Raw genomic sequence first — 18300 nt, forward strand, 5'->3', positions numbered from 1 at the left:
CTTCAATTTTATTTGAAGCATAAGAACTTTTTTTTCTTCGAATTTTTGCGAAGTCTGTTCATGACTGTTTTGGACAGCTTTACCGATGATACTTTATATCTGTTATGCTCAATCTCTGTGATATATCTTAAAATTTCATTATTTTTACACTATTTTTCACTATTTCTCTTCTACATCTCCTCCACGACCTGGAAAATGTAAAACTTCAAATAATACGACTCGTCCGCCGCCCAGAGGATCGGATGATCCGGTGCCTGTGTGCGGAATTCCACCTGGCGCAGACGCTTATGCACATTGTGCGCCGCCTGATTGATGGTCTTGGTGAAAAGCTCATACGTCATAAAGTGGGAGCAGGAGCAGGTTGCAAGATAGCCGCCGTCTTTTACCAGTTTCATGCCGCGCAGATTGATCTCGCGATAGCCTTTGACCGCGTTTTTTACAGAGCTTCTGGACTTTGTAAACGCCGGCGGATCAAGGATGACCACGTCAAATTTCTCCCCGCCTTTTTCTAACTCCGGAAGCAGTTCAAAGACATCCTCACACTGAAAATGTACGGTATCACCAAGACCGTTTAACGCCGCGTTTTCCGTTGCCTGGCGCACCGCAAGCTCGGACGCGTCCACGCCGAGCACGCTCTTTGCCCCGGCGATCCCGGCATTTAAGGCAAACGAACCCGTGTGTGTGAAACAGTCGAGTACCTTTGCGCCGCCGCAGAGTTTCTGGATCGCCAGACGGTTATATTTCTGATCCAGGAAAAATCCGGTCTTCTGTCCGTCTTTCACATCCACGATATATTTTACGCCATTTTCCACGATCTCAACATTGGTATCAAACGGCTCACCGATAAATCCCTTGATGCGCTCCATTCCCTCTTTTTCACGCTCTTTCGCGTCACTGCGCTCATAGACGCCGCGGATCTTTATCCCGTCTTTTAAAAGTGTCTCTTTCGCGAGCTCCACGATCAGTTCCTTATAGCGGTCAATGCCGAGCGCAAGCGACTGCACAACGAGAACATCTGAAAATTTATCAATGACCAGCCCCGGCAGGAAATCCGCGTCACCAAATACCAGACGGCAGCTTGACGTGTCCACGGTCTTTTTGCGGTAATCCCACGCACGCTCGATCCGCATCCGGAAAAATTCCTCATTGATCTCACGCTTCGCGTCCCTGGTCAGCATCCGGACACGGATCTTCGAATTTCGGTTGATAAAACCGATGCCCATCGGATATCCGTCAAAATCATGGACATCCACCAGATCGCCGTTTTCAAAACCGCCCATCACAGAATCGATCTCATTATCAAACACCCAAAGCCCGCCGCTTTTAATGGTTCTTCCTTCACCCTTTTTTAATGTAACAACTGCTCTCATCTTTTTTCTCCTGTCTTTTTTTCTCTGTTTACAATATAAATGCCCGCGCATACAAATACAAGCGCGATCACGCTTTTTATCCCAAGTGTCTGTTTTTCTCCGTTTAATAAAAGTGCCGATAGGATCACGCCAAATACCGGATTCATAAAACCGAATACCGCCACGCGCGAGATCGGATTATATTTTAACAAAATTCCCCACAGACTGTACGCAACCGCTGAGATAAGCGCAAGGTAGATTAACATTGCCGTTGATGCCGCATGAAATCCCATCACTTTTCCGCCCATCAGAAAACCACATACACTCATGATGATCCCGCCGAGCACAAACTGATACCCGCTTAAAAGCACCGGATTTTCCGTTTTGGAATACCACTTTAAGAACACCGAGGAAAATGCATAGGCAACGGTCGATAAAAAGATAAATCCTTCTCCGAGAAAGGAAAATGTCGCGTCCAGTCCGCTCCCGGTCAGATTGACTAACACCACGCCCACAAAACCGATCACACAGCCGGCGATCTTATCCGCCGTCAGTTTTTCCTGATGAAACACAAGGCTTGCCACGAGGATCGCGACAAATACATTGACCGCCTCAATGATCGATGCCTTTACTCCCGTCGTATGCGCCAGCCCGATGTAGAAAAACAGATACTGTCCTACGGTCTGAAGCATGGAGAGCCAGAGGATCTTCCCAAATGCCTGACGCTTCGGGATCAGCACGCCGCGGTTTAAAACACTTCCTATTATAATAGTAAGAATTCCGGCAAGCGTAAAACGGTAACCGGCAAACAGGATCTGTGATGCCGTATCCTCCGCGCCGATCGCAAACATCTGATATCCGATCTTGATACAGGGAAACGCGCTTCCCCAAAGCCCACAGCAGAGCAGTGCGCCAAGCCACACTACGATCGTCTTTGTCATAAATTCTTCTTTTGTATTTTTCTTCTTTTCCATAAATCCAGAATACCTTTCTTTTTTCGGTCAAACTTCATCTCTTAAAATGTCCTGTGTTCCATTGTACTACTTTTTCCACCAAAATGCTTCAAAAAGATCTGGATTCTGCTATAATTGTGCTAGATTTAAAATGTTTTCCTTAAAAGGAGGTTCTTTATGGCTACCATCAGTCTTTGCATGATCGTAAAAAATGAGGAGACCGTGCTTGCGCGATGTCTGGACTCCGTCCGGGATCTGGTGGACGAGATCATCATTGTGGATACCGGCTCAACTGACCGCACCAAAGAGATCGCCGCGCGTTATACCAGTCAGATCTATGATTTCCCCTGGGAGAGTGATTTTTCCGCCGCACGGAATTTTTCTTTTTCCAAGGCTCATATGGACTATATCTACGCCGCCGATTCGGACGAAATGTTAGACGAGACAAACCGCACACGTTTTCTCCGGTTAAAGCAGTGTCTGCTCCCGGAAATTGAGATCGTCCAGATGAAATATGTGACGAAAACGGATTTTAACACCGTCTTAAATTTCAAAAAAGAATACCGGCCAAAGCTTTACAAAAGACTGCGCCCCTTCACCTGGGTCGATCCGATCCATGAGACCGTGCGTTTAGACCCGGTGGTCTTTGACAGTGACGTGGAAATTCTGCATATGCCGCCCGCTCCGCACCAGAATCGGGATTTTTCCATCTTCAGACAGGCGTATCAGAAAGACGGGATCCTCTCAAATAAGATCTTTGACATGTATGCAAAAGAACTTTTTATTTCCGGTTCCGACACGGATTTTGCAGATGCAGCTCCGATATTTCGCGCGTATCTCGCCTCTCCTGCCGCCAACGAACCGGCAAATGCGACGCTTGCAAAAAAGGCAGCGCTGGTACTCCTCCACACGGCACGCATCACGGATGACTTTCCGTCGATCTTAAAATTCAGTCTGGATGATATGCTGACCACGCCGAGCGCCGAAGCCTGCATGGAGATTGGGGAATGGTTCTTTGAAAAGAAACAGTTTGACACTGCGATTCTCTGGTTTTACCATGCCGCTTTTGAAGCCGAAAGTATCTTAAACGCGCGAAGCTCCGGAAATCTTCCACTCGCCCGTCTTTCGGATTCCTACCGCGCGCTTGCGGAAATTTCCCGTGGGCAGAAAACGGATGCCGAAATTTCCGCCTACCTGAACGCCGCATCCGACTATCTTGCGCAGAGCGAGGCGTGGGAACTGCCGGAAGAATGATCCGTTGCTTTTTTATTTTTTCTGGTCTATCATGGATTCATATCATTAACCGGAGGATTTCCATATGATCAAAGCACTTGCCTGTCTGTACCGCTACGGTCCTCTTGTGGTACTGATCCCGCTCATGTTACAGCATTATGCCGTGGCTGGAATGCTCATTTTGTTCTTCTCCATCTGGAATGCTTATGGATATAAGAAAAAATGGAGACATATTTACTGCGCGTATCAGAGCATGAGCCATCAGCAGATGACTCCCTGTTATATTGACTGGGATAACGTAAAAAAGCGGGAGGTGATCGGTATTTCTGTCACTGAAGCCTTCCTTGGTATTATGATGATCTTTATCTGCTTTCTTTAAAATGCGAGCAGTCGGCGCACGAGGTCCGGGGGACCTCGGCCTTACGCCGACCGCAGCGGAGCGGAGACGCGAGAACTTGTTCGAGCCCCGTCACCCTGACATAAAAAAAGAAGCTTCCACGAAGCTTCTTTTAATAAATGAGAGCGATAGACGGGGCTCGAACCCGCGGTCTCGACCTTGGCAAGGTCGCGCGTTACCAACTACGCCACTATCGCATTTGCTTATAGCAAAGCGGGTGATGGGAATCGAACCCACGTATCCAGCTTGGAAGGCTGGTGTTCTACCATTGAACTACACCCGCGCAATGCCTGGTTCCGGAATCGAACCAGAGACACGAGGATTTTCAGTCCTCTGCTCTACCAACTGAGCTAACCAGGCATTCCTGTTTTTCCAACAGCAAAAATAATTTTACAGGAAGAGCTTCATTTTGTCAAGGATTTTTCTCCAACTTTTTTATATTTTTTCTTTACCGGGGATCTGCCGGAAAAATCCCCGGTAAAGGCCGCTGCTATTCCAGGATCGCCACCGAATATGCCGGCAGTGACAACGTTCCGCCGGAAAATCCGATCTCTTCATCCGTAGTGGTAAGTGCTCCGCCAAGGCTCATTTTGGTACCTTCCCTGCCATTCAATGTTACATCCGAAAGATCGACCGTCTCCGCCTGCTCGGACAGATTAAACGCGATCACAAGCTCTCTGTCATTCCAGGTCTTTTTGAGCACGCAGACATTCTCATCCGAAAGGTCTTTTAAAAATGCCACCTGTCCTCTTGCGATCTCCGGATACGCATTGCGCAGTTTTATGACCGCACGGTAAAAATTATATACAGAATCCGGGTCGTCCTTTTGTTCCTCGAGACTTCCATATTTCATCTTAATGGCATCCATGCCTTCCGGCCCGTGGCACATGCCCTCCGCCGTTTTTCCATCCCCGGCATCACTCCAGTACATCGGCGCGCGCTTGTTTTCATCTTTGCCGGAGCCTTTCATGCCAAGCTCTTCTCCATAATACAGAAACGCATTTCCGCTCATGAACAGATTCATCGCGCCGGAGATCTTTGTCATGTTTTCGCTGTAATCACCGGAATAATATCCGGCACTGCGCGCCATGTCATGATTTGTGTAAAACGGCGCATCAATATAATCCGCATTGTAAGCCGCCAGTTTCTTCTGCACGTTGGCAGCCGCATTTCCATAGGAAGAAGCATTATAACCGGCGGTCTTCTTTAAACTGTCTGCAATGATCCCATCCGCATTTGCGAACGCGAAATCAAAGCAGCTGTCGATCCCGCTCTCATAATATTTCGCATAGGTATCCAGATCCTGCCACACCTCCGCCACGATGTAGGCATCCGCATTCTTTTCCTCTACCATGGAATGAAACCAGGAGAGGATCTCGATATTCTTTGTCGTCTGTCCGGTCTCATATTCCCCCGCAGCGTCCAGGCGGAAACCATCTACGCCAAGATCCATCCAGAAGGATGTGATCCCGTCAAATTCATCCCGCACTGCCTGATTTTCCAGATTCAGATCCGGCATTTCACTCCAGAACTGCGCTTCATAATACCAGCCTGTATCACCCACCTCATAGTAAACATCGCCCTTTGGCTCTCTCGTAAAATTGTAATAGCCAAAATACGGACATTCCGCCTCTGACGGCTCTGCCCCTCCGAGTCCCTCGATATAGTCACATGCCGCTTCAAACCACGGATGCTTTGACGACGTATGGTTCATCACAAGGTCGATGATCAGCCGGATGCCCCTCTTATGGCACTCCGTGACCAGCTCCTTAAAGTCATCCAGATCGCCGTATTCCGCGTCAATATCCTCATAGTCCGTCACGTCATACTTGTGATAGGTCGTAGACGGCATGACCGGCATAAGCCAGATCCCGTTACATCCGAGATCCGTATCGGTCGTATCGTCTCCGTCATTGATATAATCGAGTTTATCGATCAGCCCTCTGATATCTCCGATCCCATCCCCATTGCTGTCTGAAAAGCTGTATAAAAACACCTCATAGTAGGTCCGGTATTTATCATCGATGATCTCCGGCTCTTTTTCTTTTTCCTTTCCGGTTCCCGCAAATACACCGGTTACAAGCAGCGCAAGCGCAAGGACAAGCGCCTGTATTCTTCTTTTTGCCTTCATTTTCCTTCTCCCATTAAAATAAAGTGTGCGCTTACCGCACACTTTCGCGCGCGAGCGGTATGTTCAACATAAACTTCATCTCCGCGAGCTGCGCATCCCCGCGGAGCGTTTTTAAATCATAGGAAGGAATTTCCTATGATTCAAAAATAAGGCTGTCCCGCAACCGGAGACAGCCCTGATATTTATTAGCCTTTTACCGCGCCACTCATTCCATCTACATAGAATTTCTGTGTTGCAAGGAACAAAATCGCGATCGGAATCGAAACGATAACAGCTCCCGCCGCAAAGCAGGTGTACCATCCATCGATGTATTCCTTTTCGAGCATCTTCCAAAGACCGATCGATACGGTATAGTATTTTGCGTCCGCACGGCAGATAACTTTCGCGAAAATGAAGTCCAGCCACGGACCCATGAAAGATGTGATGATCGTATAAACAATGATCGGTTTGCTGAGCGGAACGATGATCTTGGTAAATACCTGCCATCTGGTCGCTCCGTCGATGATCGCGGCTTCATCGAGTGCCTTTGGAATGGTATCAAAGAAACCTTTTGCCACATAAAATCCGACACCGGTTCCCGCTGAGTACACGATGATTAATGCAATACGGATCATAGCGCCTTCGGAAAGCCCGATTGCCTTTAAGATATAATAAACAGCGATCATGGACATGAAGGACGGAAACAGTCCGAGGATCATTGCGAAGTTCATAAACGGTTTTCTCATCTTAAAACGCATTCTTGACATACAGTACGCAACGGAAAGGACAAAGATCGTTGCGATGATGCAGGTAAAGATCGCGATGATAAAGGTATTAAAGAACATCTGCGGGAAATTCAGGATACTGGTATCCGTAAATAACTTTTTGTAGTTGTTCAATGTGTATGTCTTTGGGAAGAAAGATGTTACATAAGAACCTTTCTCTCCACGGAAACTGGTTAAGATTACCCAGATAATCGGTAACAGCCAGATAAATGCCAAAATTGCAAGGATGACATGAACAATGACATTGACCACTTTCTTTTTTACTTTCGAACCGGAAACTTTATTCTGTGCTGCCATTACATGAATCCCTCCTCATCTTTATAGGATGTCGTGTTGCGGTAAGTAACAAGCGCAACGATTGCGAGTACGATAAAGGTCATAATACCGATTACCGCGCCGAGGTTGTAGTAGTTCTTCTCGATCGTCAGCTTATACAGCCAGGTAACAAGAAGATCGGTCTTTCCTGCTGTGGATTCCACCGGAGTAGGATTTCCGCCGGACAGAAGGAAGATGACGTTGAAGTTGTTGACATTTCCGGTAAACTGTGTGATCAGATACGGTGTCATGACAAACAGCATATACGGCAGTGTGATCTTAAAGAACGTCTGCACCGCATTTGCACCATCGATCTTTGCCGCTTCGTAAAGTTCACCCGGGATATTCTGTAAGATACCGGTTACCTGAAGCATGGTATAAGGAATACCTACCCAGAGGTTGATAACGATAACCGTTACTCGTGCCCACATCGGACTGGTGAAAAACGGCAGTGCCTTGTCGATCAGACCGTATTTTAACAGCAATGTGTTTACGATACCGGTCGGCTGTAACATGGTACGCATGATAAGCAAAGATACAAACTGCGGTACTGCGATGGACAGTACAAAGCAGAATCTCCAGAAGCTCTTCGCGTGTGTTTCCTTACGGTTGATGACGATTGCGAGGATCATACCAAGAATATAGTTTAACGCTGTTGCGAAGAGTGCCCATACGATCGTCCATACCAGTACGGAATAGAATGTCTTTCCGATACTGTCATTGAAGTTCAAAATCTTTCTGAAGTTGGCAAAACCCACCCAGTCAAACAGAGTCAGATGATCCTTTACCTTACTGTAATTGGTAAATGCCATCGTGATCATGAAGATAAGCGGTAATACCGTAAAAATAAGGATTCCCGCGAGCGGTGCTGCCATCAATAATTTATATAAATTTTGATCTAACAAACTCTTGCAGTCTTCTTTAAATGTATTTAAGTGTTTTCCGTTTTTCGCGAGGACTTCGGATTTGTAAGAACTTGTAACCGCTTCTTTCCACGCTGCGATAAAACATACTGTAATAAAAATTGTTGCTAACCCATATAACAGAAGCAGTAATGACTGGTCTCCTGCTGTATATTCATAAACGCTCTTCTGTTCGTTCCAGACCTTTTCCTGTTCTCTCCATCCCAGTGATGGAAGCATTGATAAATTGTAGAAACCAGATGTTACCATAAACCAGATGTAAAGTACTTCCACACCAAGGAACATAAGTCCTTTTACCACCTGTTTATGTACGATATTCCCCAATCCCATAATAAGGAAAGATAACTTTGTTACGATATCCCCCTTTTTTGCTGCGTTTGCAAGCGTATATTCGGTTGCAAACTCACTTACTCTTTTCTTTTTCCCAGCCTTTTTCACTTTTCGGGCCTCCTTGATTTTAAAAAACCAGCTCGCGCTGCGAATAAATAATTTCATAGATATTCCAGGATACCAGAAGGCATCCTGGAATATCTGTTGTTACTTATTAACTTATCGGAAATCAGATTATTCTGTAGCTTCCTCAGCGTCAGCTGCAACATCTGTGTTCATTGCGGTATTCATATCTTCTGTCTTCTCAGCCGCATTGTCATGTGTAACATCGCCTGCGATCAGGTTCTTGCCCATGTTTTCAGCCGGTGACCAGTAGTTGCCCATTGCGGATACGATCGGCTGCATGATAGAGCAGTGATCCAGTACATCTGCGGTAGCTGTTGCGATCGGATCGTCGGCCAGTGTAATATTGGTGTTAGACGGGAGGATATTTCTCTCATCATAGTGTGCCTGCTGTGCTTCTTCACCGGAAAGGTAAGCTGCAAGAGACATGGCAACCTGCGGATTCTCACAGTTCGGGTTTACACCGATTGCTTTAGAACCTGCGAAGGATTTCATCTGGCATTCATTTCCATCAACGGTAAAAGTAGGAAGCGCTGCTACACCATAGTTGTCACCAAGTGCTTCTTTTACGGATGCTGCATCCCAGGAACCGGAGAAGATCGCGTTTACAGAACCATCACGCAGACCTGCGATACCAGCTCCATCCTGATCGTTGATAAAGTTCGGGTTTGCTACTAAATCTACAAGGTAATTGGTAACTGCTGCTGCTTTGTCTCCACCGAAATCGATGCCTGCTGCTTCGTCAGTACCATCACCGAATAATGTACATCCGTTTCCAGCGTAGAATGCCTGGATATACCAGGAGTTGGATAACGGGAAGGAAACCTTTCCTTTGGAGAGCATTGTATCAAAGCTCTTGATGTCGTCATCGGTAAATACGCTCTTGTCATAATACATAAACCAAGTATTACTTGTGAACGGGAATGCGTATACGCTGTCTTTATATGTAACAGATGTTACAATCGTGTCCGAGTTTGTGGATTTTACCTGATCAAGGTAAGTTCCGCCAAGTTCGGAAAGTGCATTCGCGGAAACAAGATCCGGAATGTTATCATTTGCAAGCATGTATACATCTGCCGCGGATTCAACGTCTGTGGATATGGTCGTCTTTGCGTCACCTTCCGCACATACCCCATATTCAAATGTGATATCCCAGTTCGGATGTGCTTCGTTAAACGCGTCACACTGCTCTTTCAGCCAGCCGCTGTCCTGATCTTCCTGCGGGCTCCATACGGTAAGGGTACCGGACCATGCTTCCTCATCGGAAGAAGCGCTTCCTGCTTCGGTAGATGCTGCGGAATCTGCTGTTCCGTTGTCTGTTGCAGCTGTGTTTGTGTCTTTGCTTCCGCAACCAGCCATAGATGCTGCCATTGCTGCTACAAGAAATAATGATAATGCTTTCTTTTTCATAGTTTTTTGTTCCTCTCCTTTTCTAAAATAGATACCGAAATTTACGCGGATTCCGGTTCGTGGTAACGTTTCCATATACCCTTAAAAAAAAGCCTGCGCTTGCAGTACTCTTTTTCGTAAATTTTCGGTTCTTTAAGTAATTCTATATCTGCATTTTCGATTTGTCAATGAAAATGCGTTCTTTTTGGTCTGTTTTTATTTATTTCCGGCATTTTTACTGTTTTTCTTTGTCCGTATTTGTGCATTTTGACAGGTGTTTTCCCGATTTTTTTCGAAAATAATTGTTTATTGCTTGCAAACCATACATTTTTTCTTTATAATTCTTATATTCAACAATGGGGGAACAAAAGATATGGTTACGATCAAAGACATCGCCAATCGGCTTGGTATTTCTGTCAGCACCGTCTCCAAAGGGATCAACGGTGCGAGCGACATCAGCGACGAACTCCGGCAGCAGGTTTTGGATACTGCGATCGAAATGGGGTATCGATCCAAGCGGATGCGCAGGGAGCAGAACAAAAGGCTCTGCATTTTCATTGAAAACATGTCATACGAATCGGATGCACAGTTCGGTTACGAGCTGGTTCTCGGTTTCCGGCAGGCGGCACTCCGCGACAACTGGGACGTCACGGTGATCCCGGTCACTCCGGAATTGCAGCAGAAGGAACGCTATGACGTCTATATGCTAAAGAACGGTTACTCCGGCGCGTTTCTACTTGGTTTCGCGCTGCAGGATGACTGGATGGAGCAGTTTTCATCCACCACGATCCCTACGGTTCTTTTAGACAACTATATTCCAAAGAATCCCCATGTAAGCTACATCGGCACGGACAACTACGAGGGCATCGATCTCGCGGTCGCGCATCTCGCCGAACTTGGTCATACGCGCATCGCTTTTTTGAACGGTTCTCCGTATTCCCTGGTATCCGACCAGCGTGAGCAGGCTTTTTTGCGCAGCATGGAAAGCCACCATCTCACACCGGACCGCAACCTGATGGGTCAGGGCTATTATGTACCGGAAAGCGCCAAATACCATGTATCGCATTTCCTGGAAAACGGCGCTACCGCCATTCTCTGCGGAAGTGACCTGATCGCCTCCGGCGTGATCGCGGAATGCCAGGCACATGGCTTTTCGGTTCCCGAAGATATCAGCGTGACCGGCTTTGATGATCTGCCGATCTCGGCACAGTTAAACCCGCCGCTCACCACGGTACGTCAGGATCGCGCGGAGCTCGGAAAATGCGGCTATTACACCCTGCATTCCCTGATGCGTGATGTCTCGATCAGCCGTACACTGATGCGTCCGCAGCTGATTGCCCGCGCCTCCACGAAGAAACGCGAAAACATTTCTTAACAGAGAACAGAGATGAAATAAAAAGTCAGGACTTCCGTCCGACCGCGCCGGTCTTTTGGAAATCCTGATTTTTTATGCGCAGGTCACGCTCACTCTATCGACACGTCAATGTCTCCGACATCCGCAGACAGTTCGATCTTTCCCTCCGCGTCCGCAGCATGGATCTGCGTATTTTTCTTTACGTTTTCTCCGTTTAATGTCGCTTCCCCGACACCGCAGTCAAAGGAAATATCATACGCATCACTTTCCCCGACGAGCGCTGCCTCAATATCTCCGACATCCGCCGTCACATCAAGGTTTTTCGCCTTTACTTTGTCAATCTTAACATCTCCGACATCGGCATCTATCGTGCTCTCACCCAGTTCTGCGTTCTTCGCCGTCATATCCCCGACATCCAGTTCACATTCAAACCTTTCCGTGACGATCCCGTTTATATCCACATCTCCGACATTTGAGGTGATATCCACGTCTTTGAGTGCCACATCTTCCGGCACGGTAATGGTCATAGCCGCCGACTTGTTCGATACCATGCCAAGATTCCAGTGTTTTTTCTGCTGTTTTTGTGTGACGCTTAACACGCCGTCCTTTACGGAATAGGCCGGTTTGTTCTTCCCTGCTGTACGATAGCTTAAGCTGTAATCTGTTCCTTTCTGTATCGTGACATCCATCACATCGGACTCCACACGGATCTCTGAAAATGCGTCCAGTACCTGTGTTCCTTCCAATGACACTTCCGTTCCCTGTTCCGTCTCATCCCCACTGTAAAACCATCCAAACACGTCACTGCCGACACGCCACAGAATGCATCCCACGGTGATGACCACAAGTACGCTTAAATAAATCGCTCTTTTCATGCTTCTCCTCCTTTATCGCCTGATCTCCCTGCATATGATGCGCACCACATGTTCCATGACACCGGCGATCGGCCAGATGATCCAGGTGATGTGCCAGCTCATGGTCAAAAAGCTCCAGATCAGATACAGACATACGATAGTCGGCCAGTACACAGACATTACATTCCGCTCCAGTTCACTCTGCGGCTCCTCATCCTCCCGGACGCCATTCTCACCCGCTCCCGGATTGATCGCAAGCAGCACTTCGTATCCGCTTTTCCGCTTTGCTCCCATAATGAAAAACATCACGCCGATCGCCACAAAAATAAGGACAAACGCGCCGGAAAGAACGTTAAGAAAAACAGAATCATACAAAAACGTTCCAATGACTGCCGACGGGATCACGCTTATAATGCAGAAAACCACGCCGAATGTAATGTAAAGTGCGTAAGTCGGCTGGAAATTTTCCCGCTGTTCTCTCACATAGGCTTCTGTTGCGAAGTCCATGACCAGTTCATCCTTTTTTAAATACTGCCATTTGCTCATGCGGACACAGTCATAAACGATGCATCCAACTCCTGCCGCTACTAAAAGGAAGAATAAAAGCAATCCTGCCGCTTCCGCCGCGCCACCGGACATTCCCTTGCTCACTGTGAGCGCCTGAAAGAAAATGAATCCGGCCGGACTCAAAATACAAAACAGCACACCGATCGCCATGCGCACCGATGAACGGGTCTTTTCCGCGATAAAGCTCCTGACCGTCTCCATCTTTACCGTCTCTCTCTTCTCAAAATTTCCTTTTTTCATATAGTCGAGGATCCCAAGCTCTTCCGCCAGTTCCTCCAAATTTCCAAATTCGGAGATCACGATCCCTGTCGCTTCATTGTCCATTTTTCCTTCCGCGATCAGTTCGTTGTATTTATCCTCCATCATCTGTCCGAGTTCCATCTTTGCCCGCATTACTTCCGGCGTTCCCGGCAGATTCAAAAACATCGTCTCAAGATAGTTTCTAATTGTCTCCATTCCCGCATTCCTCCCTGCTTATAAATTTCTCAATCACATCTTTGGTCAGTACCCATTCCTTGCACTTTTCATAATAATACGCTCTGCCCTTTTCCGTGATCCGGTAATAGGTTCTTCTCTTTCCGCCGGTCTCGTCTCCGTAAAAGGATACGATGTAACCGTTTTTCTGCATACGCGTAAACGCGGAATAAAGTGTCGTCTCTTTGATCACATATTTATCCTCGGACAGGTTACGGATCTTCTTTGAGATCTCATAACCATAGGACGGTTCCTTCAAGAGCAGATACAAAATGATCGTGTCATTGTAACCGCGAATGACATCACTGCTGATCTCTGTCATAATTCCTCCTTCTTTCCCCATTTTGTATTACGCCTGTCGTATTATGTCTGTCGTACTACGTCTGTCGTATTACTTCTGATGGAGTAATCATAGCACGACTACTACGACAGGTCAAGTAGTTTTTTATTTTTTCTCGTCGCCATTAAAATAAAGTGTGCGCTTACCGCACACTTTCGCGCGCGAGCGGTATGTTCAACATAAACTTCATCTCCGCGAGCTGCGCATCCCCGCGGAGCGTTTTTGAATCATAGGAAGGAATTTCCTATGATTCAAAAAAAGGATACTGCCCACATTGGACAATATCCTTTTTCGTTCTTATTCTGTGAATGGATGGAGGTGGATTCGAACCACCGAAGCAATTTGCAGCAGATTTACAGTCTGTCCCCTTTGGCCACTCGGGAATCCATCCATGGTCAGTGCAATGTCTCACACGCCCTGACAATAATATATTATAGCATAGCTCACATGGTTACGCAAGCTATTTTTTACGTCTTAAAACGATCGCGGAACGCTTCTGCATCGTAAGGTTTAAATGTCCGTTCTTTACCTGATAGGTGACCGGAACCACGGAATATCCGCCCTCGTTTGTAAACATGATCTGCTCAAGTTCACAGTTTTTCGGCATACCGGCTCCCCATACAGAGATTCCGAGATGTCTCGCAAGGTCATCGTTATTTACCGCGATGATAAACTGGTCTTCCCGGTTAAATCTCGCGAAGCACAAAAGATTTCCGCCGCCGCTCAAAAGCTTGACCGATCCGGTGCGGAATGCCTCACTGCTCTTGTGGATCCGGATCATCGCCTTGTGGAATTCAATCAGGTTTTTATCCTCGTTGCCCCAAGGATAGGTTCTGCGGTTATCCGGATCGGTGAATCCGCACAGTCCCGCCTCGTCTCCGTAATAAATCGTCGGTGCGCCCGGCCAGGTCATCTGGACAACGACCGCTTCCCGGAATACGCCTTTGTTTATGTCATCTTCCGCAGCCTGCGTGCCAAGTCCTTCCGCGCGTCCTGCCTTGTGATTGGTTCTTGTCAGAAATCTTGAATGATCGTGGTTGGACAGCTCATTCATGGAGCATAAGATCGACGGGGTCATCATCGTGCTCATTCCGCGCTTCATACTCTCCTCAAACAGCCGGATATCCCCTTCTTTTTCTTCCCTGCGCTCGTCACTGTGCTTTTCCATACCGGTTAAGAACCAGGTGAGCGGCTCCATAAACGCGTCATAGTTCATGATGGTATCCCACTCATTTCCCTGAAGCCATGCGCTCGCGTCGCCGTAGTGTTCCGCCAGGACAATGGCATTCGGGTTCGCTTCCTTGACTGCGTCCCGGAAATCCTGCCAGAATTTGTGGTTTACCTCCGGACTGTGTCCGAGGTCTGCCGCCACGTCCAGACGCCATCCATCCGCGTTGTACGGCGCGGACACCCATTTTTTCGCTATTTTTAAAATATACTGATAAAGTGTTTCCGATCCCTCGTAATTCAATTTCGGCAGTGTATCATAGCCCCACCAGCCTTCGTAAGTGGTATTTTTCGGCCAGCTGCGTTCATCCGTGAACGCGAAATAGTCACGATACGGGCTGTCTTCCGAAAGATAAGCGCCCGGCTCGTAAATATTGCGGTCTGTATAAAGTCCCTCGCGGTCCATCCATTTGTTGAAAGATCCGCAGTGGTTGAACACACCGTCCAGAATGACTTTCATTCCACGCCTGTGCGCTTCCTCGACCACCCGGCGGAACAGCTCGTTGCTCGCCTCTAAGTTTCTCGGATCCGTCACGCGCGAAATGTATTTGGTCGCCTTGCTGTTATCATGGCAGCCATCCGGTAGTATCTCTCCCTCATCGACAACGATCTTTCCGTAATGCGGATCTATGTTGTCATAATCCTGGATATCATACTTGTGATTGGACGGGGAGACAAACAGCGGATTAAAGTAGATGACTTCCACGCCAAGTTCTTCGAGATAATCCATCTTTTCGAGTACACCCGCGAGATCTCCGCCGTAGAACTCATCCACGCTGAAGTTTTCCGGGCATTTTTCCCAGGTCTCCACTTTTTTGCTCGGCATACGGATATAAAAATACTCATTGTCCACCACGTCATTGGTCGGATCCGCATTGTAGAAGCGATCGACGAGGATCTGATACATGACCGCGCCTTTTGCCCAGTCCGGCGTTGAAAATCCCGGCACGATCGTAAACGGATGCTCGGATTTTTCCTTCGTCGCGCCATAACGATCGTAGTAACAGTGTAACATTCCGGTGATCACTTCAAAATAATACTGGAATTTTTCTCTTCCGAGCTGTATTTTTACCGCGTAGTAATCATACTCATTTTCCGTCTCTACTTTCTGCATCGGATGCTCTTTGCCATCCGCCCACAGAAGCACTGCGTCCACATTGTCTTTCGCCGTCCGGAACCGGATCTCCACCATTTCATTTGCCTTTGGCTCCATTGGCTTTCTGTAATCCGCGGTTCCGTCACAGAACAGTGCCCGCTTATGCAGTACCGGACGCATCTGCATGATATACTGCTGAGTCTTATTCAATTCATATACCGATTGATCTTTCATTCCTCTACCTGCCATTTCCATCTTCTCGTGTTATTTTTTCAATATTACGGCTCTATTTCGCGCCATGTTTCCTATCATAATATAATTATGTTTTTTTTTCCACCATTATTCTATACAAAAATTACTTTCCGGGGATTTTTTATTTTCAGACAGTAAAAGAGACAGCCTGTCGATCAGCTGTCTCTTTTAGGAGAAGGTATTTTTACTATGGGGTGTAGCAAAAACTCTATAATGTATTGGGGGGTTTTTACGAATATTATAGTACCATTATTCCCGCCATAAGTGTGCACAAACATCACAAAATGCTGTACTTGTTTTTGTAAATTTTGTATGGTACTTTTGTCTCATATGTGGTTTTCTCATTTGTAAATTATACAAGCAGGAAAAATATTTGTGTCATTTTCTTGTCAGTCTTCTTTTTTCGTACCTTCTTCGTCAAACAACGCCTCAAATTCCTCACGGCTGATCTTTTCTTTTTCAAGGAGCAGATCTGCCGATCTGTGAAGCACATCCATATTTTCATCTATGATCTTTTTCGCTCTCGCGTAACACTCATCGATAATATGCTTTACTTCCTCATCGATCCTTGACGCCACATTCTCGCCATATCCTCTGGTATGCGCAAGATCTCTTCCGATAAATACCTCATTATCGTCATTGTCATAATTGATCAGACCGATGTTCTCCGACATTCCGTACTTGGTAACCATCGCCTTCGCAAGCTCCGTTGCCTGTTTGATATCCTGGGAAGCCCCGGTCGTGATATCGTCAAAGATCAGTTCTTCCGCGACACGTCCACCGAGATCTACCGTGATCTCCTGAAGCATACGTCCTCTGGTGTTAAACATCTCATCCCGTTCCGGCAACGGCATGGTATATCCCGCAGCACCGGCTCCGGTCGGAATGATGGATACGGAATAAACCGGTCCAACATCCGGCAGCAGATGAAACAGGATCGCATGACCCGATTCATGATACGCCGTGATCTTTTTCTCTTTTTCGGTAATGATACGGCTGTGTTTCTCCGTGCCGATCCCTACCTTGACGAAAGAACGCTTGATATCATCCTGTGTGATATAGGAGCGCCTCTCCTTTGCCGCGATGATCGCGGATTCATTGAGCAGATTTTCAAGATCCGCACCGGTAAATCCTGCGGTTGTCTGCGCGATCTGCTTTAAGTCCACGTCATCCCCGATCGGTTTGTTCTTAATATGAACATTTAAGATTTCTTCTCTTCCGCCCACATCCGGTCTGCCGACATGTACCTTGCGGTCAAAACGTCCCGGACGCATGATCGCCGGATCTAAGATATCCACACGGTTGGTCGCCGCCATCACGATGATTCCCTCGTTTACGCCGAATCCGTCCATCTCGACAAGTAACTGGTTCAACGTCTGCTCACGCTCGTCATGACCGCCGCCCATGCCGGTTCCTCTGCGTCTTGCCACTGCGTCGATCTCATCGATGAACACGATACACGGCGCGTTTTTCTTTGCTTCCTCAAAAAGATCTCTCACACGGGACGCGCCGACACCGACAAACATCTCTACAAAATCCGAACCGGAAATGCTGAAAAACGGCACTCCCGCTTCGCCGGCGATCGCCTTCGCAAGCAGGGTCTTACCGGTTCCCGGAGGGCCTACAAGCAGCACTCCTTTCGGGATCCTCGCGCCGAGCTGCGTGTATTTTCCAGGCTCTTTTAAGAAATCAACGATCTCCTCAAGTTCCTCTTTTTCTTCCTGCAGTCCCGCCACATTGGCAAAGGTTACCCGCTTATCAGAATCCACCGTCATCTTCGCGTGGCTCTTGCCGAAATTCATCATCTTGCTGTTGCTTCCGCCGGACGACGCCTGGTTGTTCATGATCATGAACAAAATGAACATCGCTCCAAACACCAGAAGCAGCGGCAGAAGCGACATCAGCCAGCTCTCCGCCGGCACATCCGTCATACGGTAATCCTGATCATACTGAAGCAGCAGATCCTGTACCGCGTTGACATCGGAAACATACAATTTCTGGCTGGTTCCGTTCGCAAGCGTGATCTCCAAAATACCGGTCGGTATCTCTCTGTTCTGATCGATCTTTACGGAGGAGATATCTCCGTCTTTTAAATTTTCCTCAAACTGCGCGTATGTGTAATTGTTATTCACGCCCTGATTGGAATCCAAAAGGTACCAGACTCCGATCACAACCAAGATCAGCACAATGTAAAAGCCGAATCCTCTGTAATTTTTCTTCACCCAAAAA

14 protein-coding genes and 4 tRNA genes are annotated in these 18300 nt (G+C 47.2%); 3 read left to right on the plus strand and 15 right to left on the minus strand.

Features of this window, described 5'->3' with window-relative positions; translation table 11 throughout:
• Positions 1–170: 170 nt before the first annotated feature.
• Complete coding sequence (locus H8Z76_RS05060; protein ID WP_022514698.1) at positions 171–1370, minus strand: class I SAM-dependent rRNA methyltransferase; 1200 nt, start codon at positions 1368–1370, stop codon at positions 171–173.
• Positions 1367–2323 (minus strand): DMT family transporter, encoded by a 957-nt coding sequence (locus tag H8Z76_RS05065; RefSeq protein ID WP_186981849.1) that lies wholly within the window; start codon positions 2321–2323, stop codon positions 1367–1369. The genes H8Z76_RS05060 and H8Z76_RS05065 overlap by 4 nt, the downstream gene beginning before the upstream one ends.
• 156 nt (positions 2324–2479) lie before the next feature.
• Here H8Z76_RS05065 and H8Z76_RS05070 point away from each other — a divergent pair, with 156 nt between their 5' ends.
• Both H8Z76_RS05070 and H8Z76_RS05075 read left to right on the plus strand, forming a co-directional pair.
• Positions 2480–3556, plus strand: coding sequence for a glycosyltransferase family 2 protein (locus H8Z76_RS05070; protein WP_186981850.1), 1077 nt, complete (start codon positions 2480–2482; stop codon positions 3554–3556).
• A gap of 64 nt (positions 3557–3620) precedes the next feature.
• Positions 3621–3914 carry a hypothetical protein gene (locus H8Z76_RS05075; RefSeq protein WP_022514695.1) on the plus strand — a complete coding sequence of 98 codons (294 nt, stop codon included), beginning with the start codon at positions 3621–3623 and terminating at the stop codon, positions 3912–3914.
• Positions 3915–4056: 142 nt separating this feature from the next.
• Here the strand turns inward: H8Z76_RS05075 and H8Z76_RS05080 are convergent.
• The 7 genes from H8Z76_RS05080 to H8Z76_RS05110 form a co-directional block, all read right to left on the minus strand.
• Positions 4057–4129: transfer RNA gene (locus H8Z76_RS05080), tRNA-Gly, on the minus strand.
• A gap of 15 nt (positions 4130–4144) precedes the next feature.
• A tRNA-Gly gene (locus H8Z76_RS05085) sits at positions 4145–4215 on the minus strand.
• Between the two features lie 4 nt (positions 4216–4219).
• A tRNA-Phe gene (locus tag H8Z76_RS05090) sits at positions 4220–4292 on the minus strand.
• A 130-nt stretch (positions 4293–4422) separates the two neighbouring features.
• A complete protein-coding gene (locus H8Z76_RS05095; protein ID WP_186981851.1) occupies positions 4423–6063 on the minus strand; it encodes an alpha-amylase family glycosyl hydrolase in 1641 nt (546 codons plus the stop codon).
• 185 nt (positions 6064–6248) lie between these two features.
• Positions 6249–7124: a sugar ABC transporter permease gene (locus tag H8Z76_RS05100; RefSeq protein WP_147618275.1), complete on the minus strand. Its 876-nt coding sequence runs from the start codon at positions 7122–7124 to the stop codon at positions 6249–6251.
• The gene (locus H8Z76_RS05105) at positions 7124–8503 is read right to left on the minus strand and encodes a carbohydrate ABC transporter permease (protein ID WP_022515843.1); all 1380 of its coding nucleotides are present in this window, start codon (positions 8501–8503) and stop codon (positions 7124–7126) included. Before H8Z76_RS05105 ends, H8Z76_RS05100 begins: the two co-directional genes overlap by 1 nt.
• A gap of 126 nt (positions 8504–8629) precedes the next feature.
• The gene (locus H8Z76_RS05110; protein ID WP_186981852.1) at positions 8630–9928 is read right to left on the minus strand and encodes an extracellular solute-binding protein; all 1299 of its coding nucleotides are present in this window, start codon (positions 9926–9928) and stop codon (positions 8630–8632) included.
• Positions 9929–10280: 352 nt separating this feature from the next.
• On the opposite strand from H8Z76_RS05110, the gene H8Z76_RS05115 reads away from it, so the two are divergent.
• Positions 10281–11282: a LacI family DNA-binding transcriptional regulator gene (locus H8Z76_RS05115; protein ID WP_147618272.1), complete on the plus strand. Its 1002-nt coding sequence runs from the start codon at positions 10281–10283 to the stop codon at positions 11280–11282.
• Between the two features lie 89 nt (positions 11283–11371).
• On the opposite strand, the gene H8Z76_RS05120 is transcribed toward H8Z76_RS05115, so the two are convergent.
• The 6 genes from H8Z76_RS05120 to ftsH form a co-directional block, all read right to left on the minus strand.
• Positions 11372–12136, minus strand: a complete 765-nt coding sequence (locus tag H8Z76_RS05120) for a DUF4097 family beta strand repeat-containing protein (protein WP_186981853.1) — start codon at positions 12134–12136, stop codon at positions 11372–11374.
• Positions 12137–12148: 12 nt separating this feature from the next.
• Complete coding sequence (locus H8Z76_RS05125) at positions 12149–13138, minus strand: permease prefix domain 1-containing protein (protein ID WP_186981854.1); 990 nt, start codon at positions 13136–13138, stop codon at positions 12149–12151.
• The gene (locus tag H8Z76_RS05130; protein ID WP_022516544.1) at positions 13125–13478 is read right to left on the minus strand and encodes a PadR family transcriptional regulator; all 354 of its coding nucleotides are present in this window, start codon (positions 13476–13478) and stop codon (positions 13125–13127) included. The genes H8Z76_RS05125 and H8Z76_RS05130 overlap by 14 nt, the downstream gene beginning before the upstream one ends.
• Before the next feature lie 327 nt (positions 13479–13805).
• Positions 13806–13887 (minus strand) — tRNA-Tyr (locus tag H8Z76_RS05135).
• A 69-nt stretch (positions 13888–13956) separates the two neighbouring features.
• Positions 13957–16053: a glycoside hydrolase family 13 protein gene (locus H8Z76_RS05140; protein WP_186981855.1), complete on the minus strand. Its 2097-nt coding sequence runs from the start codon at positions 16051–16053 to the stop codon at positions 13957–13959.
• A gap of 407 nt (positions 16054–16460) precedes the next feature.
• Complete coding sequence (gene ftsH, locus H8Z76_RS05145) at positions 16461–18293, minus strand: ATP-dependent zinc metalloprotease FtsH (RefSeq protein ID WP_330594954.1); 1833 nt, start codon at positions 18291–18293, stop codon at positions 16461–16463.
• Positions 18294–18300 lie beyond the last annotated feature (7 nt).

This window comes from Roseburia yibonii, assembly GCF_014297335.1.
Taxonomy (GTDB): Bacteria; Bacillota; Clostridia; order Lachnospirales; family Lachnospiraceae; genus Roseburia_D; species Roseburia_D yibonii.